The sequence below is a fragment of the Sphingopyxis terrae subsp. terrae NBRC 15098 genome, from assembly GCF_001610975.1.
Lineage (GTDB): Bacteria > Pseudomonadota > Alphaproteobacteria > Sphingomonadales > Sphingomonadaceae > Sphingopyxis > Sphingopyxis terrae_A.
Map to the genome: position 1 here is coordinate 218,003 of NZ_CP013342.1, position 24,737 is coordinate 242,739.

General features: G+C 60.5%; 23 protein-coding genes and 1 pseudogene. 13 read left to right on the plus strand and 11 right to left on the minus strand.

What is annotated here, in order from left to right:
* Positions 1-152: 152 nt before the first annotated feature.
* The 7 genes from AOA14_RS01035 to AOA14_RS19075 all read left to right on the plus strand — a co-directional run bounded on the left by AOA14_RS01035 (position 153) and on the right by AOA14_RS19075 (position 5,019).
* The gene (locus AOA14_RS01035; protein ID WP_058804235.1) at positions 153-656 is read left to right on the plus strand and encodes a helix-turn-helix domain-containing protein; all 504 of its coding nucleotides are present in this window, start codon (positions 153-155) and stop codon (positions 654-656) included.
* Positions 595-993 (plus strand): hypothetical protein, encoded by a 399-nt coding sequence (locus AOA14_RS01040; protein ID WP_058804234.1) that lies wholly within the window; start codon positions 595-597, stop codon positions 991-993. The genes AOA14_RS01035 and AOA14_RS01040 overlap by 62 nt, the downstream gene beginning before the upstream one ends.
* 18 nt (positions 994-1,011) lie before the next feature.
* Positions 1,012-1,506, plus strand: a complete 495-nt coding sequence (locus tag AOA14_RS01045) for a hypothetical protein (protein WP_136173716.1) — start codon at positions 1,012-1,014, stop codon at positions 1,504-1,506.
* 157 nt (positions 1,507-1,663) lie between these two features.
* Positions 1,664-2,260, plus strand: a complete 597-nt coding sequence (locus tag AOA14_RS01050; RefSeq protein ID WP_160328053.1) for a GntR family transcriptional regulator — start codon at positions 1,664-1,666, stop codon at positions 2,258-2,260.
* A gap of 138 nt (positions 2,261-2,398) precedes the next feature.
* Positions 2,399-2,536 (plus strand): hypothetical protein, encoded by a 138-nt coding sequence (locus tag AOA14_RS19545; protein ID WP_160328052.1) that lies wholly within the window; start codon positions 2,399-2,401, stop codon positions 2,534-2,536.
* A gap of 312 nt (positions 2,537-2,848) precedes the next feature.
* Positions 2,849-3,244, plus strand: coding sequence for a lasso peptide biosynthesis B2 protein (locus AOA14_RS19550; protein ID WP_202988352.1), 396 nt, complete (start codon positions 2,849-2,851; stop codon positions 3,242-3,244).
* A gap of 59 nt (positions 3,245-3,303) precedes the next feature.
* On the plus strand, positions 3,304-5,019 hold the full coding sequence (locus AOA14_RS19075; RefSeq protein WP_202988353.1) for an asparagine synthase-related protein: 1,716 nt from the start codon (positions 3,304-3,306) through the stop codon (positions 5,017-5,019).
* On the opposite strand, the gene AOA14_RS01070 is transcribed toward AOA14_RS19075, so the two are convergent.
* The 6 genes from AOA14_RS01070 to AOA14_RS01095 all read right to left on the minus strand — a co-directional run bounded on the left by AOA14_RS01070 (position 4,997) and on the right by AOA14_RS01095 (position 13,113).
* On the minus strand, positions 4,997-7,123 hold the full coding sequence (locus tag AOA14_RS01070) for an Atxe2 family lasso peptide isopeptidase (protein WP_082819776.1): 2,127 nt from the start codon (positions 7,121-7,123) through the stop codon (positions 4,997-4,999). The two genes, AOA14_RS19075 and AOA14_RS01070, sit on opposite strands and share 23 nt — an antisense overlap.
* Positions 7,123-9,693, minus strand: a complete 2,571-nt coding sequence (locus AOA14_RS01075; RefSeq protein WP_082665244.1) for a TonB-dependent receptor — start codon at positions 9,691-9,693, stop codon at positions 7,123-7,125. Before AOA14_RS01075 ends, AOA14_RS01070 begins: the two co-directional genes overlap by 1 nt.
* Positions 9,694-9,785: 92 nt before the next feature.
* Entirely contained in the window at positions 9,786-10,796 is a 1,011-nt protein-coding gene (locus AOA14_RS01080; protein WP_058804228.1) for a FecR family protein, read from the minus strand.
* A complete protein-coding gene (locus AOA14_RS01085) occupies positions 10,789-11,484 on the minus strand; it encodes an RNA polymerase sigma factor (RefSeq protein ID WP_082665243.1) in 696 nt (231 codons plus the stop codon). The genes AOA14_RS01080 and AOA14_RS01085 overlap by 8 nt, the downstream gene beginning before the upstream one ends.
* Positions 11,485-11,626: 142 nt before the next feature.
* Complete coding sequence (locus tag AOA14_RS01090; protein WP_058804226.1) at positions 11,627-12,559, minus strand: HEPN domain-containing protein; 933 nt, start codon at positions 12,557-12,559, stop codon at positions 11,627-11,629.
* A 29-nt stretch (positions 12,560-12,588) separates the two neighbouring features.
* Positions 12,589-13,113, minus strand: coding sequence for a sigma factor-like helix-turn-helix DNA-binding protein (locus AOA14_RS01095; RefSeq protein ID WP_058804225.1), 525 nt, complete (start codon positions 13,111-13,113; stop codon positions 12,589-12,591).
* Between the two features lie 441 nt (positions 13,114-13,554).
* Between AOA14_RS01095 and AOA14_RS20340 the strand changes: the two are divergent.
* Both AOA14_RS20340 and AOA14_RS19555 read left to right on the plus strand, forming a co-directional pair.
* Positions 13,555-13,704: pseudogene (locus AOA14_RS20340) on the plus strand (hypothetical protein); the annotation flags it as partial.
* A gap of 180 nt (positions 13,705-13,884) precedes the next feature.
* A complete protein-coding gene (locus tag AOA14_RS19555) occupies positions 13,885-14,385 on the plus strand; it encodes a DNA -binding domain-containing protein (protein WP_168707799.1) in 501 nt (166 codons plus the stop codon).
* A gap of 69 nt (positions 14,386-14,454) precedes the next feature.
* Here the strand turns inward: AOA14_RS19555 and AOA14_RS01100 are convergent, their stop codons facing one another.
* The 4 genes from AOA14_RS01100 to AOA14_RS01115 form a co-directional block, all read right to left on the minus strand.
* Positions 14,455-14,886, minus strand: a complete 432-nt coding sequence (locus tag AOA14_RS01100; RefSeq protein ID WP_058804247.1) for a lytic transglycosylase domain-containing protein — start codon at positions 14,884-14,886, stop codon at positions 14,455-14,457.
* Between the two features lie 128 nt (positions 14,887-15,014).
* Positions 15,015-17,960 carry a MobF family relaxase gene (gene mobF / locus AOA14_RS01105; RefSeq protein WP_062900429.1) on the minus strand — a complete coding sequence of 982 codons (2,946 nt, stop codon included), beginning with the start codon at positions 17,958-17,960 and terminating at the stop codon, positions 15,015-15,017.
* The gene (locus AOA14_RS01110) at positions 17,957-20,020 is read right to left on the minus strand and encodes a type IV secretion system DNA-binding domain-containing protein (protein WP_058804223.1); all 2,064 of its coding nucleotides are present in this window, start codon (positions 20,018-20,020) and stop codon (positions 17,957-17,959) included. The genes mobF and AOA14_RS01110 overlap by 4 nt, the downstream gene beginning before the upstream one ends.
* A complete protein-coding gene (locus AOA14_RS01115; protein WP_058804222.1) occupies positions 20,017-20,340 on the minus strand; it encodes a ribbon-helix-helix protein, CopG family in 324 nt (107 codons plus the stop codon). Before AOA14_RS01115 ends, AOA14_RS01110 begins: the two co-directional genes overlap by 4 nt.
* 202 nt (positions 20,341-20,542) lie before the next feature.
* On the opposite strand from AOA14_RS01115, the gene AOA14_RS01120 reads away from it, so the two are divergent.
* The 3 genes from AOA14_RS01120 (at position 20,543) to AOA14_RS01130 (ending at position 22,705) form a co-directional block, all read left to right on the plus strand.
* Complete coding sequence (locus AOA14_RS01120) at positions 20,543-21,133, plus strand: hypothetical protein (protein ID WP_058804221.1); 591 nt, start codon at positions 20,543-20,545, stop codon at positions 21,131-21,133.
* A 123-nt stretch (positions 21,134-21,256) separates the two neighbouring features.
* Positions 21,257-22,207, plus strand: coding sequence for a nucleotidyl transferase AbiEii/AbiGii toxin family protein (locus tag AOA14_RS01125; RefSeq protein ID WP_232014687.1), 951 nt, complete (start codon positions 21,257-21,259; stop codon positions 22,205-22,207).
* 255 nt (positions 22,208-22,462) lie between these two features.
* Positions 22,463-22,705 carry a hypothetical protein gene (locus tag AOA14_RS01130; protein WP_062902938.1) on the plus strand — a complete coding sequence of 81 codons (243 nt, stop codon included), beginning with the start codon at positions 22,463-22,465 and terminating at the stop codon, positions 22,703-22,705.
* Positions 22,706-22,891: 186 nt separating this feature from the next.
* Here AOA14_RS01130 and AOA14_RS01135 read toward each other — a convergent pair whose 3' ends face one another.
* Positions 22,892-23,860, minus strand: coding sequence for an SLOG family protein (locus tag AOA14_RS01135; RefSeq protein ID WP_062900430.1), 969 nt, complete (start codon positions 23,858-23,860; stop codon positions 22,892-22,894).
* 384 nt (positions 23,861-24,244) lie between these two features.
* Here AOA14_RS01135 and AOA14_RS01140 point away from each other — a divergent pair, with 384 nt between their 5' ends.
* Complete coding sequence (locus tag AOA14_RS01140) at positions 24,245-24,718, plus strand: SRPBCC domain-containing protein (protein ID WP_137867548.1); 474 nt, start codon at positions 24,245-24,247, stop codon at positions 24,716-24,718.
* Positions 24,719-24,737 lie beyond the last annotated feature (19 nt).

Here is a 24,737-nt window from a genome sequence, read left to right on the forward strand (position 1 = left end):
TCCCGTGTTAAGTTGAAATTCAGAGAGAGTCGGGAACCGGCTCTGTTGACGGAATGCACGGGGAGCCGCTTGCAGAATCCGTCGGAAAGCAATGCTCGGGTCGAGAAAAAGAGGTGCTGTTTTAGATAGCGTAAGGGACTTGCCGTCCATTGATGGCAAGCAGCGCGCACTTGTCTGCTAGTGATGTAAAAGAGCCGAGCATCGCTCTCTGCGAACGCTTGGCCCCGCGCCAACGCGAGTGCCTCCGCCATGTCTATCGGCTCAAGACCTCCAAGGAAATCGCCCTCGAATTGGGTCTGGGCGTCGGCACCGTCGACACTTACATCAGCGAGGCTGTCGCCATTTTGCGCGCCCGCAATCGCCGGCACGCAGCGGAACTTTTCCACGCCTTCGAAGACGCCGCGATGACCCCCCGCAAAATGCAGTTGGAGAATACGGGGGTAGGCACCGGCCAGGCCGATGAGCCACCGGAGAAGGCGGAACCACCGCCCACCTCCTGGGTCAGGTTGCTTCCTCTACGAACCATGGGAGTATCTGCAAATGACCTCGACCCGTACCTCCGTTACTTCTGGCTCGTCTTCCTTGCGATCGCGCTTGCAGTCGGCTTCGGCATGCTCGCCGTCGGACTCGACGTCCTCTCCCGGCTTCTCGGATAGAAGGTCCGACGATGAAGAGCGCATCAAGCATCTGACCGAATCGCTGTTCGGCTACGAAAAACTGCTGCAGCAGATTTTCGCGGAAGGCGGGCGGCTCGCCACTGCGGCAATCGACGCGCAGACGCACCAAAATCTTTCGCCGCTGGTCGGACATCAGATATTGTCGGCCCTGACCAACGCGCAGCTCTCGGTTACCGGAGCGCTCGGTTACATGGCCGAAGGTCATCGACAGCTTGAAGTGCTGGCACAAAAGCTGGGCATTGATCCTGAAGCTTTCGGGGATGTCGTCAAGCGCCCAAGCGCGCGCGGCGCGACGCCCCTTGAATTGGCCGCCTGACCAAGGGGGCCGCTGCTCGTGATCGTCATTGTGGCATTCATGATCCTGCTCTTCCTCGTCTCTGCCTATGCGCAGTGGCGAGGCGGAGCCCCGGAAAGGACTGCGTCGATCTGCATGGTCATCGCCACGATGGGAACTTTTTGGGCCGGACTAAGCAATCCATCCTATCGCGACGTCGAATGGGAAATGTTACTTATCGATTTCGGGCTCCTGCTGGCGCTTTCGGCAATCGCCGGGGCGGCAGACAGATTCTGGCCGATCTGGCTGGCAGCCTTTCAGTTGGTTGCGGTCGCGGCACACGGCGTCACGGCATACAATCCCGAGATCTTGCCCGTCGCCTATTGGTGGATCGTAGGTAAGATCGCCTATCCAATGGTCGCAATCCTCGCCATTGGGACACGGCGACATCACCGCAGGACACGTGACGGGCTCCAGGAATATGCTTGGACTCATCAGCGACATCGCGCCGCATCTTCGCGCGCGAAGACGATCACACCCGCCCCGCGTTCCTGACTGATTCGTCGCATCGTCGCCGACGCGCGAACCGTGGAGGGGCTCTGTGGCGACCATTCCACGCCGGGATTGACCACAATGCTCAGTCCGAGACTCCACTAAGCATCGGTCATGTCCGCGACTGGCGCACGGGCGCTCGAACTCGGAGTGTATGAAGATGAGCGCAGATCACGGGCTTAGCCAAAGAGCCTACACCAGCCTTAAACTCGATCTCATTGAAGGTCGTATCGCGTCTGGGCGAATCAATATCGGACAACTAGCTGATCGATATGGAATGAGCGCGACTCCGGTCCGCGAGGCGATGTTGCGGCTCGTCGGCGAAGCTTTACTCGACATGCCGGTAACTGGCGGATTTGAAATACCGTCGCTCGACGAGAATGCGGCTCGCCACCTCTATATTCTGAGCCAATATGTAATGCTCACAGCCGCCTCGTGCCGGAGCAGTCTCCTTGTTTCCCATGACTTTAATCAACAGGACGAGCTCGGCGCGCCGCCGCCGATTGAACTACTCTTCGACTCGATCTCCCAGGTGACCCAGAACGTCTTTTTCATGCATTTGGTCCGGAATCTCAACGATCGAATGCGTCGGATCCGGCGCGCCGAAGAGCGTAAATTGAGCGGTTTGCGCCGCGAATTCGATGCTTTGCTCGGGAAGATTGAACGCGGAAACAGGCAGTCAATCAGGCGATCGGTAGTCGCATATCATCGACGCCGTATCCGTAATCTTCCTGAAATCATGAGTGGACTTACCTAGGGCGGCCTCAAGAATGCCGATACCGGGGTTCGCCCCTTCCATATATAGCTTCAGATTCAGAACATATATGTTTGGATATATCCTCTGAAACTGGGATTCTTTCGGTGTCGCATTTGTGCGGCGGGAAAGGAGACTATCATGGACAAGGAACCGAACTATCGCGACGCTGAACTGATCGACCTCGGCACCGTCACCGAAGAGACCCACGGGTCGAACGAAAACATCGCGCCGGACGGTGTGCAGCCGCGCCAGCCGCTCGGCATCGTCGTCGACTGATCAATGGCCGGCCGGGAATGGATAAATTCCCGGCCGGCTTTTTCCGCCAAGGCGTCACTCATGCTTCCTTCGTGGGTTTCGAGCTGCGAAATCGATGGTCAGGTCGTCTTTCTGGATGTCCTCGCAAATCGATATTCACGCTTGGAAAAGGAGGCTGCGTCTGCCCTCGGAAGAGGAGACGTTGATTCACTGCAACCGAGCCTTCGGCGCCTGATTGAGGATCGCCACTGGTTGAACTCCAATGCGGAAGGAGCCCGTAGTTCCTGCTGCGCAATTACTCGCCCAGCTCGTGAACATTCCGCGGAATTCGATATGCGTTCGCCATCCGGCCGGCAAATTGCATCGGCATTCAGATCTCTCGCCAGCGCACGATTCACCATTGCACTGCGCGGATTCGATGAATTGCTGTGGTGGGTGCAACGCAATAACATGATCGCCCAGACAGAAGGCCCTCCGGCGTCAAACCGCAGCGGTCTGATATCAGCATTCGAATATGTAGAACGGTTTGCGATCAGGAGGGATCGCTGCCTGCTCCGTTCAATCGGCCTTCAGCATCTTTTGGCCCAAAACGGGTATGAGAGCACACTGGTTTTCGGTGTTCGGCTTCATCCATTCGAAGCCCATTGCTGGCTTCAGGATGATGACCTCATCCTCAACGATACGATCGAAATGGTCGGCCCCTTCGAACCTATCAGAGCAGTGCGATGATCGGCAGATTCTTAGCCGTCAGCTCGCCGACCCAGGTCCCATGCGCCCTCGACCTACATTTGGATGAAATAGCTCATCAGTCGGGGCTGAGCGTGACCCATCGTGACGAACGCCTTGTTGTCTATTCCGACAGCGGGTTGGAAATCAACCACCTCACCGATGGCACTGGCGTCGTCGTTGGCGACGTCTTCTGCCGGCATGTCCCGTCGCGCGCATTTGGAAAGAACATCGACGAAGGGGCGCGTGTCACGGCGGCGTATCGAGGCGGCCATTTGAACAATGAATATTGGGGTTCCTATATCGTCCTGGCCAGTTTGCCCAACGGCGTGATCACCTGCGAACGATCCCCATTCTGTAGCATCAATGCCTATTACATAGTCGAGGGCGGAGTCCTCGTTGTTGCCTCGGACACAAGGCTATTGCTGGAAATGGCAAGGCGCCCGCCGTCGATAAACTGGGAATCAGTCGCCAGACATCTGATTTGGGATAATCTCAGCATGTCATCCACATGCCTCTCCGGAGTTTCCGAGATCAGGTGTGGAGAATCGATCAAGTTTGAAGCCCCACGGGCGCTTGAGGCCAGTTTTCACTGGGACCCTTGGAAGTTCACCAATCCCGACGTCCTGATCACCGATCCAGATGAAGCCATGGAACTTGTTCGCCGGGAAATTCTTCGCTGCATCGGAGCGCAGATGCCGCGCGGACGGTTTTACGCCCTCGATCTTTCAGGGGGCTTGGATTCGTCGATAATCGCGGCGGGGTCCGCCACTGCTGGGCGTGAAATTCACGCGATCACGATGTTCAGCGAAGGAAACGATGGGGACGAGAGGAATTTTGCAAGAAGCGTAGCCAGCCACTTACATATCTCCCTGGACGAGGGTGCGCCTGATCATCGAAGACCAGATCTTCTTCATTCGGCGCGGCCGCACTTGCCCCGACCCCACTCGCGGTCCTTTGTTCAAGAAACCGATCGCATCTCCCTCGAAATGGCAACGGACCGGTCGATCGACACATTTGTCAACGGTCAGGGCGGCGACGCCGTATTCTGCCATCTGCAGAGTTCCGGACCCGCGGCGGACACCCTTCGAGCGAAAGGTCCGAGTCCAAATTTTGCACGAACCGTCTTTGAGGTGGCGCGTGCAAATCAGTGCAACGCGTGGGATCTCGGCTGGAAGGCGATCAGGAAGGGATGGAAAGGCAAGCACCACGCCAACTGGCGCGCGAATGATGCATTTCTTTCCAAAGATCTTCCATCCAATGAATCGCCACCTGGGCTGCCGTGGCCTCCGCCAAAAAACCGACCGCTTCCCGGAAAGGTTGAACATGTTCATGGACTATACAACAGCTGCTATAACATGAATGGTTATCGGCGCTCCGATTTGATGAAGGGGATATTTCCCCTATTGTCGCAGCCCCTTGTCGAGACTTGCCTACGCATACCGACTTGGCTTTGGGTCGGCCGGGGGCGAAGTCGTTACATAGCCCGCCGAGCCATGGAGCGGGATCTTCCCGCCAAAGTCGCATGGCGGATCTCAAAAGGAGGCCTCGGCCAGTTTCAATTGCAGATGCTGCGCGAGCGACGAGTTCTCATTCGCGAAATGCTGATGGACGGACTACTCAGCGGCGCGGGTATTCTTGATCGCAGCATGATCGAACAGCAGCTGAAGGACGACCTGACATTTGGCGTGAATGATATGGGACGAATTCTCCGCCTGTGCGACGTCGAGGCTTGGTGCAGAGCATCGCCGCAAGTCACCTTGAACACCGCGCCTTAGGCAATCGCCGCCAGTCGTCGAGTTCCATGAGCGTTCGTCTGAAAACGGCCTGACGATGAACCGGCTGCCATTTCACATGATACTCATCGGGGAAAATGAACATTGTCACATCACGGCCGAATTGCCGCAGCGCCCGAAGGGAGGCAGTGGCCAGGCGCGCTTCCCGATCCGCGCTCTGAATTATAATCTTCGCGCACACGCGGCTTGCGTTCATCGCGAGACTGACGCGCTTCCAACTCGATTTGTGCTGTTCCCAAGGCAGTGGATATTCATTCGTGCGCAAAATGCTCGCATAGGCTTCCCCAACACCGGTCTCCAAAATGCTCGGGTCTTCACAGCATGAGCTAATGAGCGCCAGCGAGAATATATCGGCATGGATTAGCGCATATGTCGCGGTGGACGCGCCATCGCTGAGTCCCGTGATCGCGATATGGTCGGCATCGATCGGGTGCGTGTCAGCCGCCAGCTTGATTCCGCGCATAAGAGAATCGTGAACGCTCGCACGATCGGTCCACGCGTTCGCGATGTGCTGTCGGGATACCGATCGGCCGGCGCGAGACATCGCGGTCCGGTAGTCGAGCGGACGGTCAAAACTCAGGACGGCAAAGCCTTTCGCCGCGATAGCCTGAATCGGATATTCGTCGCCAGTTCCGCCTCTGAGAAAGCCGCGACTGCTGTACTGCACGACAACAAGTGGCAAACGCTCATCGTGCCGAGCGTCCGGTGGAAGCACGAGATCGCCAAACGTTTCGATTCCATATTTGTTGGTCCAACGCAGGCGGGTCACTGTTCCGAGCCTGCGCGCGATCCATTCGGGGTTGAGCTCGATAAGTTGATGGATTTTTCCCGACCTCAGATCGATTTCAACGATGTCGCGGGGTTGAAGAGAAGCTTCTCGGGCGCAAACCAAAAGGAGTTGAAAATCACATCCGCGGATCGCGTCGTCTGTTGTGAGGATATTCGTCAGCTTGTTCTCACCCAGAGCCCATCGATAAATGCCGGTTCGCGCTGCGGCGAACCCTTCTCGGCGCATGAAGACAATTTCGTCGGCTCCCGGAACCGTCCATGCCGCTGCGACGCGGGCGCATTCCTTAAATTGGCAAACTATATTTTTGTCGCCGACCCTCGCCGCGAGTTGTCGATGGTCGATGATCGCAACAGCGGCGCCTTTGCGCGTCGGAGCGCGGCCTGCCTCCTCCGCCATTCTATCCTGCTGTGATGCACTGCCGGACCCACCGAACGTATCGGCCTCTCCGATCATGACAAAACGTTCGACTTCCGCAGGTGTCTCGCGTGGATATGGCGTGAGCTCGGCAAGCGGCCAAAATCGCTCGTCGAATTGGAAACCGCTTCGCCCCTCGGTTTGCAGTCGTTCTATGGCAGCGGCGTGATTTTCCCGTTGTCGATAGCGCAACTGCGATGCGTCATCTGACCAGGCGAAGTCGGCGACGTCGAAACGCCCGTCAGAGATACTTCTCGTGCCACCTTCGGACAGCGCGGTCACGAAAAGTCGCGTGATTCCTTCTTCTCGTTTCAGGAAGGCCAGCCACTTGCCATCTTTTGACCATTTCGGCGTCAAAGGTTCCGGAGTGCCGGTGGGGAAGCCCTCGAGACCGTAGAGCGTAATCGTCCGGCGCACGTAGTCGCCGCCCATGTCGACAATGCGCGGCGCAGTTCGAACATTGCCGAGATCATAAATCAGCAGGGCTTGGCAGTAGCTGTTGGAGACGGGGTCCGCCTGTCGAAGCTGGATTGCCAGATATCTTCCGTCGGGCGACACAGCAAAGCCGCCCGGGTCTGCCTCAGACGCATCCATCTTTCCGAAATCGCGGAGGCGAATGATATCATCCGCCTCCACACTTCGTGCTATCGATTGCGATGCGACCGGAGGAACTATCGTCGGACATGACGGGCTTGTGTCCCTCGCTGATTGCAAGTCGACGCCGGTCGCATTCGTAGCCACAACTTGCAGAGCGGGCGCCGTCGGTGGCAGCGGCGCAGCTTGTGAGAAAGCCGCACCCGGCAGCGCTGCGGTAGTAAGGAAAATTAACGTGAACGCGCGGTTCGCCGATCGCCGCGCGATGCATTCCATGACGAGGGCCATTAGAAAGACTGCGATAGCGACAACGCGACAAAGCGCCCCATTGGGGAATAATTGGTCGAGTCATAGGGTTCCGTGAAGGGTGCCGGCGCCAAATAGGGGGGCCGCTTGTCGAACAGATTCTCGACGCTGAGACCGATACGGAAACCGTTCGGAAAGCCGCCGGAAGTGGACGTTCGATAGCTGAGCGAAAGATCGACGGTAAACATTGATCGCCCGTCAATCGGGAGCGCCGCACGACGATCTTCGACGCCTCCAATATAGTTGAAATAGACGAATGCTTCGGCGGAATTCCCTTCCCAACCGACACTGGCGCGCGATCGAAAATGGGGTGGGTTCCAGATCGTTCCGGCAAGGTCAAAATAGGGGAAAGCTGATCCGTTCTTCTGGCGGCTGCGAAGCCAACTGCCATTCAACGCTGTGACCAGCGCGCCGTCGTGCAGATCCAGGCGATAGGACAAATTGACATCCACGCCCTCGATTTTTTGCGCCGCGACATTCATATTTCTGTTGTCGATGAGGTACAGGACCGACGCCGGGTCGTAGGCCCCGGCGGTATAATTGAGGAAGCCGCCGGACGCGCCATTGATGGCTGCCTGGAGCGCCACTTCGCTGGGATTCAGTGTGACATAGTTCGCATAATTCGGACTGAGTGCTTCGGGGTAAAACCCGATTGGAGTGCGAACACGGTCGATATATTTCACCCGGAAGTAGGACAGGTCCGCGTTAAGCCCCGGCAACGACTTGGGGTGAAAGGCGACCGTCGCAGTCCAGGTTGTGGCTCGCTCCGGCCGCAATGATGTGGAACCGCCATCAAGATAGAGGGCTGATTCATCTGGTGCAGCGTCGCTCCTCCCAAAATATGTCAGCGGAAGGAGGTACGCATATTGCGTCTGATAAATGGACGCGAGGGTGGGAGCTTTGAACGAACGCCCCCAGGAGAATTTCAGGTCGACGGCATTATTTGGGCTGTAAATCAGGCCGATCTTCGGCGTTGTGACGCTACCGCTATAATTGTACCGGTCGTAGCGGCCGGCTACCGAGATCGTCAGTGCCTTTGCGAATGCCGTTTCGTTCAGCCCTGAAATGACCGGGATCTGGATTTCGCCGAATGCGTAGGTATCGCTCTGATCCCCTCCAGTTGTGACGAATTGATCTCCGTTCGCCGACGATCTCCCGTGAACGCGATAGCGATTTTTCCGGTAGCCGGCGCCCAGCACCGCCCGCACATCCCCTGCGGGCAACGACAGCGCTGAGCCTTCCAGATAGGCTTCAACGGCGTGGAGCGAATGGCAGTAACAAAAGTCTTCGCGGAGGAATACGGTGCCGTTCGATGACGACGCGGTTTGGCGCCGATTCCGACTTCTCGCATAGGTGCTCGCGACCGAAAGCGACCAGTTGTCATCGACGGGGATGGTCAGAGACGGGCTGATCGAAAGCGAGCGATCGGTCGTATGGGAGACGCTAAGGATGTTATTCGTGTTGTAGCTCCCGTCCATGGCCCGATCCACGAAGGTAGCGTCGAGACTGAAGCGCACATCATCGAACAGGCTTTGTGACCCGCTTACGAGCGCGGAGTGCACGCGCTGCCCTTTGATCAGCGGATAAGGTTCCGGGAGATAGTTGGTATAGTCCCGATCCTCTGCATCCACCTCCTCATTTCGGCGAAAACCATATGCGACGAGCAGGTTACCGCTCTGCCACTGCTTGCCAGCCACGATCTGATAAAGCTGCGAAGTGCCGCCTCCATCGGTTGCCGTGCCGACGCGCGCGTTAGCGGTAACGCCGTCAAAGGAACGCCGCAAAATGACGTTCACGACGCCAGCCACCGCATCGGAACCATAAAGCGCCGATGAGCCGTCAGGAATGATTTCGACGCGCTCGATGGCTTCAGTCGGGATACCGGAAATATCGATGCCCTGCGCCGAACCCCCAAAAGACAATCTGTGACCGTTCAGAAGGGTGAGCGTTGCATCGGCTCCGAGGCCGCGCAAGTTGACGGCGGAACCTCCGGTCACATTATCGTTAGTATTTGCACCAGAGCGAGCGCCCTTCCCGACCCCCGGGTTTTGGCCCCCGCCGAAATTTTGCGGGATCGATCTCACGGCTTCGCCAAGATCACCAAACCCGGCTCGCTGAATATCGCCGCGATCAATTCTGATCTCGGGCGATGCAAGTCGCGCGCCTTTGATGCGCGATCCCGTAACGGTGATCTCCTGCTCGGCTGTCTCGACTTGGTCCGGAGAACGCGGTGTACCGGCCCGGCCGATTATAATCGCACTTTTCGTATTTCGGACGACCAGACCGGATCCCTCGATCAGACGCCTGACGGCTTCCTCAGGAGTGAAGTTTCCCGCCAACCGCGGCGCCTTTCGCTGTCGGACGTCTTCATTGTCGAAGACGATGTTTGTGCCGGAAATTCGGCGCACTGTATTCAGCGCGGAAGACAGATCCTGGGCAGGAAGATCATAGCTGGCGGTGATGGCGGACTCAGCAGCGATCGCTGAAGCAACCGGCACAAAGCTGGTGGTCGCGGCGAGCACGAAGCCCGCCACGCTGTAACGAAATTGCATGGACTCTCCCCTCAGTACAGCCAGGCGAGTTCTTGCCCGTGCCTACAGGGTATGAGCGTTGCGCACGCTGCGCAGGGTAGTCGAAGGAAGCGTTATTTCTGCGGATCGCCTAAAATAATGCGGTTCCCGCTCCGCGTTATCTGCAGATCGTAAAGATTCGACAGATTCTCAGCGAGCAATTCCGGGTCATCGATCCCGTTTAGCCCAGACACGATGCGCGGCGCGATGGCGGGGTCTTCAAGGTAGATTTTAGTCGCTGATCGATTGTTCACTCTGGCTATGAGATCTGCAACGCGCGCTTCCTGCGCTTCGGACACGCCCTCCGTCCAGTCGGCTTCCGTTCCTCGTTTTTGAACACTTGCCGAGTTGCCCGAACCTTCGATCGCATAGCGGAGCTCGTCACCTGGCTCGAGCCGGATCGGTTCAGCCTTCCCTGCCGACTGCGCTCGGCGAACGTCAATGGCGCCCCGCAGGAGATGAATCTCCACCGTGCGCTTGTCGCGAAAAGCTACGTCAAAGACAGTTCCCACGGCAACGATCTCGCTGTCGCCCGCGTCAACGACAAACGGACGTTCTTCGTGCGCGACATCGAAGCGCGCTCGGCCGCGGCCTAGTCGTAGACGGCGCTCGCCAGATCGAAACCATGCTCGGATCGTGGTGTCACCGTCCAAGGTCAGGCGAGACCCATCCGGAAGTGAAAACTCGCGCACCTCGCCAGCTTCGGTCGAATATTGGAGCGATGCGTCCGCGTGGCCCTGCGCCATTTGTGTCGTATCCGCTTCCGGCCAGAAGGCTGGTGCTCCGCTCGCGCGCCATGCGACGAAGCCTATGAGCGCCATGCATCCGATTACGGTGATCCAGACGCGTTTGGCCGTCCCGCGCACCGGCTTGGGCGGCGGCAGGTTTTCCCAATCGACGCGCTTGCCGGCGGAATGAAGGCCAGCGATGCGATTATAGGTCGCGCGATGCAGCGCACCACGCGCGAGCCATCGCTTAAATTCCCGCTCGTCTTCCTCACTCACATTCTCATCGTTCATGATAACGAACCATTCGCCGGCCTCGCGGCGGAGCTGATCTTGCTCATAGCGATGTGTTTCAGCCATTGGCGTTCACCCTGTGATCGAGATAGAGCAGTGCCTTCTTCATATGGTATTTGACACCGTCAACGGTGATACCGAGCTTCTCGGCGATCTCCTGATAGGTCAGTTCTTCCTGCCGATGGAGCCGGAATACTTCCCGCGTTCGCGATGGAAGTTCTGAAAGCGCCTCCTCGTAGCGGCGCATGAAATCCGACGCCTCCATCATCCATTCCTGTTCCGGATCGACCCACAACTCGTGGGCCTCGTCCACCGGGACATGGTTTGCTCGATCATGGGCGCGGGGACGCCGCGTGCGCTCCCACAACAGACTTCGGGCAATCGTGCGGAGATAGGCAGCGGGGGTGCGCACCTTAGACCTAGGGCGCGCCTCGACGAAATTGACAAATGTGTCCTGAACAAGGTCGTGCACCTCATCTTGGTTCCGGATCGATCGGCGGAAGAGGCGTGCGAGGCGCGGCGCCTCCGACCGGAACAACCGGTCGATCAACCGATCATTTTCGCCGGTTTCCGGCACAGGGGCGCGATCATTATCGGATCGGTTCATGCCGCAATACCCGCTGCAGAACGCCGCGTGCGCCGAGACGAGGTCTGAAGATTTGGTGGCATGGAATTGAAAGCCGATCAGCAAAGCATGACGCAGCATTGCCCGTGTGCAGGCCAATTGCGTAACGATGTGACGGCCGACCCGCATAGTCGGGCGTTTGTAGATCAGGAGACGGGTTCACCCATCCCCTTCGCGCATCATGACGAGGGTAGCTTGTCGTTGCAACAGCAGAATTTACGCCGCGCCCGCTCAGCACCGGTCCTGAGCGTGGCAACCGTCCGGCACAGGATCAGATATTGCCCGACTCTGACGCGGCAGCGCGTTCGAGCTCAGCCAGTTTCTCGGTGCAGATTTCCCGGACGATCGCGCTCAGCTCCTGCACGCGCTCGCCCAGCCATGCGAGATCTTCCGCGCTGATCCGATAATGTTTCGAATAGCGGGCTTTGACATAGGCGTCCTTCAAGAGGCTGAAGCGGCGGCGCGACTGCCTGTCGTCGTCGGGCCAGACATGGACGAGGCGCCGGTCGACCTTCCTCGCCTGGTTGCGGAGATTTTCCAGATTATGGCTGTGCGGCGTGTACAGCGTGCAGGTCAGCAGCAACGTGTGATAGAGACGCTCAGTAGCCTGATGCAGCTGAAACGCGGCATTCTTTCGAAACCCTTGATTTTGAGCAGCTTCGAACATGGCAAAGAACTCGCCGGCGCTCGGGTACCATTCGTCAAAATATTCGCGTGCCAGCGCGAGCGCATCCGCAGGGCGCTTGGGTCGTGGCGTCGCGAGCTCGCTGTCGTCCGATTGATACAGCGCAACCGCATCCTTGACGACGTCCAAGAAAAAGAAGCGTCCATCGGCGAGATTATTATTCACCTCTTGGAGCGTGTGGACGATCAGGCTCACCGGATGACGCAGCCGGTGAAGAACCATATAATCGCGCGCCAGCCGGTTCTCGAGATGATACCAATATTCGTGATCGGTAAGTTCGACCTGATTGACGATGACGAGGATGTCATAGTCCGAGACATAGCCCTTCTCGGTGTGCGGCTCGTATATCCCCTCGCCGCGCGCCATCGAGCCATAGAGAATGACTTTCAGGATCCGGCCAGCCTTGCGTTCGCCGTTCGCGAGCTTGTGGGCATCTTCGAATTCTTCGAAAATCGCCTGCACGATGGCCTCGAGTTCGCGCTGGCCGCGGGCGGGAAGGTGCGTAATGTCCGTGCGCATGACAATTCTTCCTGCATGACTGGGGGCCATCAGGCAATGGGCGACGGGTTATCGCGCTGCTGGATCGTCAGAGTCTGATCGATCGCGACAAGCGCCGCGGCAAGTTCGCGACGAACCAAATCCTCCGAAATGCCAAGGGCCGCGGCGATCGCCGGATAGTCGAGGCTGCCGCGGGAGGACAATGTGAACACGTCTCGGGCAAGAGGCGGCAGCGCGGCGATGGCGGCCGCCAAGCGCTCGGGATCGATGCTTTCACGGCTGCCGGGGCCGGTTGCGGCGCGGATCCAGGCGCCGATCCACACGCCCGCGCGATCGACGCGACAAGGTGCCCGATCGGCGATGAGCACGCGGTCTTCGGCCGCCCAGGCCTGCCTGGTCGCCTCAATGAGACCTGACGGAGCGGTGTCGTCGGCATCGACCGCAAGCACGGCCTGCACGCGTGCGAGAAGTTCACGTCGACGTCTGCGACGGCTGACGACGCCCAAGAACCTGCTTTCGTCGGCGAGTTGGTCGCGCAGTTCCCGGAGGAGCGCGCAAAGATGAACGGTGTCCATGGAATATATCCTTGATGGCAGCCGAGGACTCCAGCGGGTACGCAACCCGCTGTCCTCGCTTCCATCCTTCCCACTCCCCTTCCTGTCCGACACCGATCGCGCAGTCGTGGGATGCATCGATCAGCCATTGAGTGCCGACGAGCGGGCAGGATGCCGCGCACCATCGAACCTTGCGATAGTGTCGGGCAAAGTAAGTTCGCCCCCCGGAAATTCTCACTGGAAAGTCCGGGGGTAGTGATCAGCAATCACGATGACCGATGAACTGCGCAGACGCGCCGAGCGCGCCGCCTATCGGGGTCGATCTTGAATTCACACAATCCAAATCTTCGGTTCGACGCTGCATGCGTGCGCCAGCCATCGATCTATGCGCGGCAGCTAGCTGCCGCGCATTTGCCGTCGCACTTCTCTCGCGATCAGTTTGTCCGCGGTGAATGAGCTGAGATGGCGTCGGGAGGAAAAACCCAGCGCCGCGATGCCATTTTCGCCAGCCGACCCAGCACCTTATGCCCGCGCCGTCACGATCCCCCAGCATCTGACTGGTGCGATCCTCGCGAATATGATGCGTTGTTGCGGTGCGATCGCCGCGCGTTCGCGTGGGAATGGCTACGGCGGAACGGATTCTATCGCAGCCTTTGGAGCGCGCGTGATACACTGCCGTCAGACGCGCCCAAATGTGTTGGCCTCGTCGCATGGGTCGATCCGGCTCTCGCATCTCCCGTGGCGCGACCGATCTGGAGCACAAAACTGGACCCGAAGGTTGTGAGGAGTCACTTGACCGGCCGGCGAGCGGCTTCGAGTGACCTGTTCGATATTCGGGACTTCGCGTCATTCGTCTCGGTTGAAATTGATGCGAGCCAGACGGAACATTGGCTATTCAGTGACGGGCACTGGATCGTCAGGCTGGACGTGCATGGCGGTTCGCTACTCGGCGGCCCGGCAAGACTTGAATATCAATTGAGTGGCGTACGATCGGCAAAACCAAAACTGGAAGCACTACGACAGTTGCTCGCCCTGTTTGAAAATGGCCGCTTACCAAGGTCAATGATTCCCCGCGAACAGCGGGCTGCAAGGTGGATAATGGAACTTCGTATCGGCGATGCAATACTTGCCGGCGCCAGCGAACAAGAGATCGCGAGGGAATTGTTCCCAGATGCAATCGCGCCCAAGCGCTGGCGCCGAGAAAATTCGTCTCATCGCCTGAGGGTGCAACGGCTGGTTCGGACAGCCCGAAGTCGTCTTTCCGATCCGCTGGGAGGGCCATGGTTCGAATAATTTGTCGCAAATAGCCGGTGCCTGGGGGCAATTTGCGGGCTGCACACATGTCATCGCTATCTTGCGCGCTCACCATATTTGGCTGCCGAATCTTCTGCGTAGATGCTGCGAGACGCTCGCCGCGTAGCGCAGTTGCCTCCAACCCGTCGGGCTATGATAGACGCCGATCGCCTTCCAATAATCGCCGGCCGCCGCGAGCCCCGACAGGAATATCCAGCGCGCCGCCTCCGCATTGAAACAGGCATCGTTCTGGAGCCAATGCCGAACATGGGTTTCGGGCCGCCCCACGAGCGTCGCAATTTTGGGCACCCACCAGCTGTTGATTTGCAACGGCCCCAGATCATGAGTGCCATTGCTGTTGACGACAGCGGCGCCGATCCAGCCGCCTTCCTGATCGCGCAGACCCCAAAGCGTGCGTTCGAGCCACGGCTTGCCATGGGCGGCGCTGCGGATGCAGCGAGCGATCTCAGCATCGCCCGTCGCGACTGGCGCGCGAGCCATTGCCGGCAGTGAGATGCCGAATGCCAAGGTGAAGATGGCCGCCGTCACCCCAAACCGCAAACCTTGCGAAGCGCGGACCCCGATAGGCGCGCTGGCGAGTTCGGCTGTCCGTGGAAACGGGAATATGTTCATCGATCATGTCCTTGCTGTCGGGAATGCGGTTGCTCTGCGGGCTCGGGATCAGTCGGTGCTTGCGCGCGCTGGCTCTTCGTCGAGCCAGCGAGAATGCCGTTCAGATAGGAATCGAGCTTCGACATGCCGTCTCTCGCGCGGCCCGCGAGCATTTCCGCAAGCGATGGCGGACGCAGAACCTCGTTCCATTCGCGCTCGCGCTCGGCCCTTCGCTCGGCGCGATCCGCACGCGTGCTCAGCATCAGCTCGCGCGCCCGGTCGAGACTTTCAGCGAGCCGGGCGCCGCGGATGTGGTGGCTGTCGCGCCAGAGACGTCCCAAGCCTTCGAGCGAGGACGTCTTTTCGCCAGAATGCTTCTCGAGCTTCTGCACGAGGCGATCACGGTCCTCGGTCCAGAGTTTCACGCCGTAACGAGCACGAGTGATGGCGGTGTAGTAATTCTGGCCATTGACGAGGCCCGATCCGACCGGGGCAAGGACATAGACGCGGTCATAGGTCTTCGACTGCGCCGAATAGACAGTTTCGGCGTAGCCATAATCCCAGGTGCGATGAACGGAGAGGTCGATCTTCTGCGGCTCGACGCTCCGGTCCCAGCGAATAGTCGCGATCGTCCCGTCTAGACGCTCGATCGTCCCGCGCTCCGCATTTTTGAGGCCGAGCTCCCTGGTCGCAAGCCGCCACTGAATGCGATCGCCCGCGGCGATGTCGCGTTTGTCCTCGACGAACACATTGACTTGCGACGCGCGGCCGAGACGGGGATTCCAGAGGATCGTCCCACCCTTCTCGTCGACAAGCCGCACGAGCTGGCGTCCGCGAGCATCGCGTGCGATACCGTCGACACGATATTCGGCGCCGGCGGCGATACCGAGCCCGGCATTGTCGCGGGCGAAGGTCACGACCTGGCCACCCGAATAAAACCGGGCAAAATGCTTCTCCTGGTCGGTCATACCGGAGGGCGAAAGAATATCGATGCGCGCGTCTTCGGCGGCAACGGCCCCTTCCCGCTTCAGAACTTCGCGGATCTGCGTGTTGACGATCAGCCTGGTCGCGTTGTCGAGAACCAAGATATTGGTCTTGTCGCGGTTCTCGGGTTTGAGCCGCGTCCATTCCGCGACGAGGTTAGCCGCAAGTTTGTCCGCGCCCTCGCCGCTGACGATCTTGTCGAGCGATTGGAGTGACGCGGCATAATCCCCGCTGCGCGCGCTCGCCACCGCGGCCTTCATCGACTGGGTTTGCTGTCGGACCGCCTCCGTCAGTTCAGCCGTCGGCAGGCCCAGCTTCTGCATCAGCCAGAATGGTTTGCCCTGCTCGATCGCCCCGGTCTGCTTGTTGTCGCCGAGAAGAAGAACGCGCGCACCGGTGTCGTGGCTGATCTGCAATATCCGCTGCGCTTGTCGGCTACCGAGTTGGCCAGCCTCGTCGACGACCAGGACATGACGGTCGGTAATATCATGCCCGCCGCCGCCTAGGAGCGCGGCGACGGTACGAGAGTCGATACCCGCGTCCTGGCCGAGTTTCGCGGTCGCCGATGAGGTCGGCGCCAATCCGATGAAGGTCCAGCCCGGATCGGCCGCGGCCTTCAACTGCTTGATGAGAGTCGATTTGCCCGAGCCGGCGACGCCGTGAACACCCATGACGCGGTCACTGGATATCGCGATTTCGGCGAGCACCTGTCGCTGGTCATCATTGAGAATGCTCCCGCGCAGCGACGTGTCGATCCGTTCCCGCGACGCAAGCGGAACCCCATCGCCAAGGCTTAGCGAGATATGCGTCGATAGCGCGATCTCGAGCCGCGCGGCGCGGCGCGAGGTTCTGCCGCGCGTAAGGACTTGGTCACCGGTGGGCTCTCTCGTCTTTAGCAGCTTGAGCCGTGCTTCATGCTCCTCGAAGAGGGGGCGAATGTCTCGGAACCGAACATCGCCCACATGCGACGCGAGCCCGGTGCGGATGAGCCGACCAAGGTTATTGACCGCTTCGCGTGTCTCCGACTGGCGAAGCCCGAACAGCGCAGCGCGGCGCACGGTTGCAGTATCGGCGTCCAGATGCTTCTCCTCTCGCGCATCGGCGGCGTCGCGGACAGCTTCGAGCGCGGGAATGTGAGCCTTCGATCGCTCTGCCCATTGGGCATGGAGCGTGTCGAGATCGACTTTCTGCTTGGGGGGCCGGGTCGCGAAGAAAGAAATCGATCGCTCGGCCTGGCCCTGGAAACCATGTTCCTTCGCGTGCGCATTGATCTGCTCGGCCCGGCGCGACGTCGCATCGATCAGCTCCTTGGGGACACCCCGAATCTCGAACAACCCCCGGCGCGGGTCGAACTCGATCTCGTAACCAATCCCCCTGAGGTCATGGGCGAGGTCGTTGCGATAGATCTGGCCGGCGACCATCTGCTCGGCGAACATGGCGCGGGATTCGAGGCTCACCATCTGCTCGTCACCGGCATGGCGGGTCATGTTGAGGATGACGACATGGGTATGGAGGTGCGGATCGAGCTCGCGCGAGGCATGTTCGGTAAAACGCGCATAGAGAAGCTGGCCCGTCGTCTCGTGGGTAATCTTGCCGTCCATGCGCCGACGGAGTTCGGCATGCTCCTCGATCCAGGCGATGGCCGTCCCGACCGCGCGCTCATGCGCGGCGATGATCCTTTCATCGCCCGTCACCAGTGCCATGATCGACACCGACTTCGGGGCTTTGACGGCAAAGTCCCACCCCGGATGATGCTGAACTTCGCCATTCCGGATACGCCCGAGTTGCTGCCCATCGACCTTGCCGGCGAGCAGCGCCTCGAACGCCTTGCGGTCGACCGGCCCCGAAAGACCGAGGTCGGCCGCAAGCTTCCCGCCCCACTCCGAGGGCTCATCCCCACCCTTGGTGTAATAATCGCCGATCGTATAATAGCGGGCGATATTGCCGGGTTTGCCTCCAAGGCGGCGCGGATGGATCATGCAGGCTTCGCGGGCCGGCGGCGACCGCCCGGACGACCGTGCTGCCGTAGGGTGCGATCCCAGTGCGGGGCGATGATTTCGAGGGGCGTGGCCGGATTATCGGGCGAACCATCGGCGGGCGCGTCCCGGTCGGTTGGCGCCTCCCCATTCGTGTCTTCAGGCGCGGGATCGGACGCGCCCATCGGGAGATCGAGCTTCAGCTCGGGCGCATTCGCATTCGCTTCGCGCTTCCCGGACCGTTTGCGCGCTGGCGCACCGTTCTTCGCCGGTTTCGCCGATGACGGGGCAGCCTCTACCGAACCTGATGGTGACGGCGGCGCGGGCAGAGGCGCGATGCGATGCGGAAGTCGACGGCGTTCGGTAAATGCCTCTCCAATGGATGGCAGGTCGTTGTATCGATCCGCAAAGCGAACGACGGGCAGGTCGCGACCGAACCGCAGATAGCCCGACAGGTTCGGGAGGTTCGTGACCTCGGTGTGCATCACAAGAGGTCGCGTCACCTGGATGCGCGAGAGATTGACCCCGTCGCGCATGTCGTTGACGCCGTAGCTCATCCCCTCGTTCGCCTCGACCTGCTCGACCTGTCCCAAATTCTCGCTGACGTGCTTGGCGGTGGGGGTATCGTTCGCCCGGAGCGCGACCCAGGTCGAGCAATAGCCGGTGATCGCCGCGGCATCCTGGATGCCGTATGTCGCCTCGAGCTGCGGATAAGACTGGAACCCGAGGATGCCGCAGCCGCCATATTTGCGGGCGCGTGCGAGAAAGTCCGAAAGCGATGGCAGTTTCTGGAGCGAGGGTAGCTCGTCGATCACGCAATAGAGGCGGCGCTGCTGATCGGGTTTCAGGCTCATGATCGCGCTGATCGCGATATCGAGCCAGACCGTGATGAGGGGGCGGAGCGAGGGAAGCTGGTCGGCCTTCACGGTGACGAACAGCCAGCTGTCGTCCCCCTCGGTCGCCACCCAGTCGCGGATCGAAAGCCCGTCGTCGGTATCATCGAGATAGGCGAAGCTGCGCATCACCGACGCGAGCTCAGCCTGGACGCCCGCCGACGTGCGTTCGCCCTCCATCGAGATAAACGCCGCCGCATCGGTCCCTGCGGCGAAGGCGGACAAATCCTTCAGCGAGGAGCGGACGATGGTGTGAAGGAGGATCGATATATAGGTGCGTCCCTGCGCTGCGAGCTTGCGCAGCACGGCGACCAGAGTACCGCGCGCGGCCTTAGGCCAGAAAGGATCGCCATGCTTGTCGGGGATCGTCGATTCCGCGATCTGGTCATAATGATAATCGTGCGGAACATCGACCCAGGGCGACCAGATGGCCGACCGTTCGTCGAGGGGGTTGAGCAGGATGTCCTTCCCCTCGCGGTAGAATTTCTCGACGAAGGTGCCGGCGGTGTCGTAAACGATCGCCCGCTTGCCCTTGGCGCGGATGCCCTCGAGCATCTTGACGATCATGTTGGTCTTGCCCGTGCCGGGAGCGCCGCAGATCAGAACATGCTCGGTTTCAAAAGCGTTCGGGACGTTGATGCCCCCGATCGCGAAGCTGCCCTTCGCTTCGCCGCGAAGCGCGCGTCGTACCTGACGGACTGTCCCGAAGTGGGCCCCGCGCAGATATTCATTGGAACCGAGCCCCTTCCCTGTCCGGGTAAAATAGAACCAGGCGAAGACAAGTGCTGCGAGCGCGAACACCCCGGACAGGATCGCCCCGCCGATGAGATCGCTCTCGAGCTTTTCGAGCGCCTGCTTCGCGATCACAGAATCGACCAGCCAGTCGGCCGACGTCCAATATTCGCGGCCATCCGGGGTGCGGAACAGGACCGGGTCGTTCGTCCCCGGCGCGGCGTCGGCCTTGAAGTTTGCCTCAATGAGCTTGGTAAGGACGAAGCGCTGATAGGCATCCGATTTTTCGAAGGCGTACCAGATGGCGCCGATGACCCAGATGCTGAGCCCGGCGAGGGTGGTCTGGAAGAAGACCTGGGTGGTCATCCTCACATTGTGGACGATGGCCTGGCCGCCGCGCGTCCAGCTGCCGAGCGTGTCGTTGCGGAAGATGCTCATGACGACGCGCCTCCCCCCAGAGCGGGAAGGTCGCCAGCGGTGATCAGTCCCCGGTCGAGGAGTAGCCGCTTTGTATCTTCCATCCCCTTTGCGAGCGATTTGGGCGCGCGCGCGCCGACGTCGGACGCGAGGATCGCGAGCACTTGGATGACGGTCGAATGAAGTTCGTCGAAGCGGGCATGGAAGCCAAAGGGGTCGGCGCCGTTCAGCTGTTCGAGGGCGTCACGAACGAAGGCCGCGGTAGAGGCGCCTGCCGCATCCGCATCGGCCGCGAGCCGGTCGTATAGATCGTCGGGAAGACGAATAGTCAGTCTTGCCATGGCAAGCTCCTGGTCTGGAGCTTCGGCAAGTGAGGACGCGTAGCCCCTCTTATATAGCAAAACCGGCTCTGACAGGCAAATCGATGAAGGATATTTCGAGGTTCTGGCCTGTCGCAATCATCTCGATCCAGCTACGGTCGGCTTGAAAAACGGTTCAAACAAAACTATCTGAATGCCGTAAGCGTCGTATTTTGGTGAAGCCATGCCGAGCCTGTCGAAACAGATTCTGGATTATGTCCCCGAGGGGAAAGTCGTCGATCGCGCGCAGATTGCGCTCGACGCCGATTATGATTCCATTGGCCGCGTGCTGCGCAAGCTGGTCGACGATGGTAAACTCGTGCGTGTCGGTCGCGGCCGTTACCGCAGGCGGGCACGCGGCTCGACTATGTCCTCGAACTCGATCGCCGATCGTGTTGCGCGACGCGTGGCTCGTTCAAAGCGCAATGTCTTCCTGCGCCGGGATTTCGAGACGTTTGGCAGCTATGATGCCGTTGGGCGCGCCCTGCGGAGGGTCACCGAGGAGGGCCGCCTCGTCCAGATCGGCTACGGGCTCTATGCGCGCGCCGAACGCTCGCCGGTGACCGGCAAGCCCGCCCCCGTCGTCGGGATCAAGCGGCTCGCGACCGAGGCCCTCAAGCGGCTGGGGAAAACGGTCTCCGATTCCGGCCAGACAAGAGATTATAACAGCGGCCGAACGAACCAAGTCCCCACCGGGCGAACGATTGCCGTCAAGAACCGTGTCCGCCGCCGGATCGGCTATGATGGCGCCTATGTCATTCTCGAACGCGCCTGACGCAAGAACGCTCGGGCGCGTCGCAGGTGCGCTGCGCGTCGACGAAGCGTTCGTCGAGAAAGACTGGTATGTCGTCTAGGCCATTCAGGTCCTTCTCAACTGGCCACGCCCGACCTTACGCCAGTGTTTTCAGGGGGAACGTCGCTCCTAAAAGCGCACGGGCTGATTCAGAGATTTTCAGAGGAGTTAGATTTCAAGCTCATCCTCTCGGACGCATTCTTGGAAAAGTCTCCGGGGCAAAAACGTAGTGCGTTGAGCGCCTTCAAGAACGGACTCGCCGATGCCTGGGCGGCAGCGGGATTCGTCATAACCGGGGTCGAAGCCGGAAGTGGCAACGGGTTCATCCAGATCGACATGGACTATCCAACGATCCTCGATGGGCATGACGCGCTCCGCCCCCATATCCAGGCCGAGATATCCGCCAAGCCCACGCCGCTTGCGACCGGCGAACGGCCGCTGGCATCTTTCGTCCATCAGTATCGTGGATTGGAACCCGAGATCACCGCGATTGCGTGCGTCGATCCGGTCGAGACAGCCGCCGACAAGCTGAGCGCCTTCTGCTGGCGGGTGCTCACCCGCGACCGCGAGAGGGTCGGTGATGACCCGACGATCGTGCGTCATCTTCACGATCTCGCGGCGCTCGAAGCGACCGCTTCCGCAAACGCGCAGTTCCCTGCCCTGGCTGAAGAGACGATTATGGCCGATTCGCATCGCGGTGGCGGCGCACTGGAAGGCATGCTCCCTGCGCAACGCATGGCGGCCCTGGTGGAGCACCTGCAATCAGACACGCTCTATGCGGATGAATATGCCCGCTTCGTAGGCGGAATGGCCTTTGCCACTGAACAGAAATTCCCACATTTCCGGAAGCCGTCGGGGCGCTGGAGCGGCTTTGCAGGCCGGTACCGGCCAAATAGAGTCGGTACCGGCGTTTTTCCATGTGGCAGCTGCGGCAGCCAAAAGATGCCAAATGAAATCAGAAGCTTGCACCCAATGGCTGCCAAACGCGGCCGCAACCGGCAGCCGCGGCTGCCAGATGACGCCATCTTGGTCGAGCCAGGATATCCACATAACTAGCTGAATTAGAATGAGGAACAGATCCGCAGCACCCGTGCGTAGGGTGCATTACAAACGCCAACGGCGTGCGTCCGCCCACCGCAGCGACGTGTCGCTGCGACACCTCGTGCCGGAAGGCGCGGGGGTTCCCCCCGCCGGGGGGGATTTCTTCATCTGCCGGCGGCACGCCGGCCAGGATAATTGACGTTTGATCATGGCGCATTCCTTCGGATAGAATTGGAAGCTGGCGGGCAGACCATTTGAAGGATGATGGTTATGCCCAAGAAGAGTGAACGTGAACGCCTCGCCGATCTCGAAGCGCGTCAGCGCAAGGTCGCCGAGGACGTGGAGAATGCCCGCCGCGCCCTGCGCGGCCGCTATGCGTCGATCATCGGCGAGCTTGCCGTCGAGGAACTGACCGAACGCGAATTTCGAGAGCTTGTAGGCCTTGCTATCCGGTCCGGCGGCGAAGCGGCGGTGGGGGCACTCAAATCCCTGCCGATACGTCCCGCCAAGTAACGCTATCCCGAAGGGATGCCCCTGCGACGAGCACGGCGAAGCCGCGCGCAGGAGGCCGATGGCATCGCCATCGCATCGCCCGCGCGACGGACCCCGCCAGGGGTCCACGAGCGCGGGCGACCTTCCCTTACACCAAAAAGAAAAGGGACGGCCCGGCACTCCGGACCGTCCCTTTGCGCCGCCCGATCAGGCGGCGAGACGCTGGTCGATAAGGCGGAAGAAATGCGCGGGCACGCCCTTCGCGCGGACCAGCCGGGCGAGATGTGACTGAAGCCCCGAGCCTTCGCAGACCAGGGCTTCCACCGGGTTCAGTCCGAGCAGTTGCTCATTGCGCATAAACCCCGCGCGTTGCCCGAACTTGCTGCTGAGGGTGAAAGCGACGAGCGGTGTTGCGGTCCGGGCCGCCCATGCAGCGGCAATGGCATCGCACCCCTTGGACTGCGCGGTCGTCGCCAGCACCATCGCCGGGATGCGCACCTTGATCTGGTCGAGCCGCTCGGTCAGCAGGGCGTGATCTTCCCATTGCTGCCCGCCCGAGAAGATCACCACGGGCCCCTGCGGGGCGTGGGCGTCGATCCGGCGCTGACGCCGCGCGGCGAGGAAATCGGTCGCCGCCACCACCGCGGCGGTGCGCTTGCTCGACACCAGCGACCCCCGGGGTGCCGCCCATGGGCGTCCGGTTTCGGCGGCGAAGGTCTGGGCGGCATAGTCGCGCATGCAGGCCACCGCGTCGCGCGCCTCGTCGAGAGAATGGCAGAAGGTCTGCGCCTCCTCCAGCTCGGCGGTCAGGATCTCGCTGCCGTCGGCGTCGCGGACGAGATCCTTGACCTTCAGCGCGGCCTTGTCGGCTTCGGCATCGAGCTGGTCCGCGACCTTGTGGAAGCTGTGGACGATGCCCCAAGCAATGCGGTCGGCGATCCCTTCGAGGCGGGTGTCGCGGAACAGATCGAAGAAGGTGCGGACCGCCATTTCCGTAGCGAGCTCCGCCGCGTGGGGGAGCGGCATGTCGGCGTCGGTCGGCTCGTCGGCATAGCCCATCCGGAAGCCGCCCGTGGTTTCGGTGAAGGCGTTTTCGAAGGCGGGCGACACGGTTTCCGCGGCGATGAGGTCAGCGATTTCTTGGTCGGTGCGAGTGGTTTGTGTATGCTTCGTCATGAGAACCTCCTTGAAAAAGAGGTCTCCTTCCCTGCACGGGCTCTGAGCGACGGGGTCAAGGATCGGGCGCAGCCCGACCGCGCAGCGGCGATGGGGGTCACGATTTTCTTTGGCGGCCACCGGCACCCGATGGGCTACGCCGCGCCCGCCGCGCCGAAGAAAATGGTGGGGCCCCGTCGTCCTTGAGGCCGGCGCTGCCCCCGTGCCACACTAAAAAGAGTTGAGAGAGAAGAAGAGGCTTGCGAAGCGGGGGCTCGATGCCCCCGATTCGCAAATGGTTGCATCAAACGCGATTATTTGCGGAAGGTCTCCGCCAGACCGGGAGGTGCGCCGCAACGGTGCTGGTCAGCCCTTCGAAGGGGAAGCGAGAGAGGATGAAGATAGTTGGACGCGTGTGAGCAGACCGAACGGGTGGACAGCGCATCGCGGATGATCCTCGCCACGCCGCGGCAGTTGTTCCGTACCTATTTTGACGCCGAGAAGATGAAGAGTTGGCGGGTGCCCGATGGCGCGACGGGCACCTATTCGGTGCTTGAACCGCAGCCCGGTGGGCGTTTCTGCCTAAATCTCCTCTATTCCGATCGGGCGGAGATCGACGGGCCTGAAGCCGCAATCGAAATCATCACCGGCACATTCACCGAGTTCCTACCCGACGAGCGTGTGGTCGAAGCGATTCGCTACACGAACGCCGACGCGGCTTATTCCGGCATGATGACGTTGACCCTCACGATCGAGCCAGCGAAAGTCGGCTCCAAAGTCTCGCTCCACGCGACCGGCATGCCCCCGGCGCTGGAGGTCACCGCCCATCGCGCGACACTTGCCGCAGCGCTACGGCGGCTGGCGCTGCTGACCGAATGAACGAGGAAGGCGGCCGCCT

What these genes read in the sequence shown, in the direction of transcription:
- AOA14_RS01135 (WP_062900430.1), bottom strand. Translation starts at nt 23,860, where the DNA reads ATGACGAAGCATACACAAACCACTCGCACCGACCAAGAAATCGCTGAC.
- AOA14_RS01080 (WP_058804228.1), bottom strand. Translation starts at nt 10,796, where the DNA reads ATGGCTGAAACACATCGCTATGAGCAAGATCAGCTCCGCCGCGAGGCC.
- AOA14_RS01085 (WP_082665243.1), bottom strand. Translation starts at nt 11,484, where the DNA reads ATGCGGGTCGGCCGTCACATCGTTACGCAATTGGCCTGCACACGGGCA.
- AOA14_RS19550 (WP_202988352.1), top strand. Translation starts at nt 2,849, where the DNA reads ATGCGTTCGCCATCCGGCCGGCAAATTGCATCGGCATTCAGATCTCTC.
- AOA14_RS01130 (WP_062902938.1), top strand. Translation starts at nt 22,463, where the DNA reads ATGCCCAAGAAGAGTGAACGTGAACGCCTCGCCGATCTCGAAGCGCGT.
- AOA14_RS01090 (WP_058804226.1), bottom strand. Translation starts at nt 12,559, where the DNA reads ATGCGCACGGACATTACGCACCTTCCCGCCCGCGGCCAGCGCGAACTC.
- AOA14_RS01070 (WP_082819776.1), bottom strand. Translation starts at nt 7,123, where the DNA reads ATGGCCCTCGTCATGGAATGCATCGCGCGGCGATCGGCGAACCGCGCG.
- AOA14_RS01115 (WP_058804222.1), bottom strand. Translation starts at nt 20,340, where the DNA reads ATGGCAAGACTGACTATTCGTCTTCCCGACGATCTATACGACCGGCTC.
- AOA14_RS01110 (WP_058804223.1), bottom strand. Translation starts at nt 20,020, where the DNA reads ATGAGCATCTTCCGCAACGACACGCTCGGCAGCTGGACGCGCGGCGGC.
- AOA14_RS01050 (WP_160328053.1), top strand. Translation starts at nt 1,664, where the DNA reads ATGAGCGCAGATCACGGGCTTAGCCAAAGAGCCTACACCAGCCTTAAA.
- AOA14_RS01075 (WP_082665244.1), bottom strand. Translation starts at nt 9,693, where the DNA reads ATGCAATTTCGTTACAGCGTGGCGGGCTTCGTGCTCGCCGCGACCACC.
- mobF (WP_062900429.1), bottom strand. Translation starts at nt 17,960, where the DNA reads ATGATCCATCCGCGCCGCCTTGGAGGCAAACCCGGCAATATCGCCCGC.
- AOA14_RS01100 (WP_058804247.1), bottom strand. Translation starts at nt 14,886, where the DNA reads ATGGCTCGCGCGCCAGTCGCGACGGGCGATGCTGAGATCGCTCGCTGC.
- AOA14_RS01120 (WP_058804221.1), top strand. Translation starts at nt 20,543, where the DNA reads ATGCCGAGCCTGTCGAAACAGATTCTGGATTATGTCCCCGAGGGGAAA.
- AOA14_RS01035 (WP_058804235.1), top strand. Translation starts at nt 153, where the DNA reads ATGGCAAGCAGCGCGCACTTGTCTGCTAGTGATGTAAAAGAGCCGAGC.
- AOA14_RS01095 (WP_058804225.1), bottom strand. Translation starts at nt 13,113, where the DNA reads ATGGACACCGTTCATCTTTGCGCGCTCCTCCGGGAACTGCGCGACCAA.
- AOA14_RS19545 (WP_160328052.1), top strand. Translation starts at nt 2,399, where the DNA reads ATGGACAAGGAACCGAACTATCGCGACGCTGAACTGATCGACCTCGGC.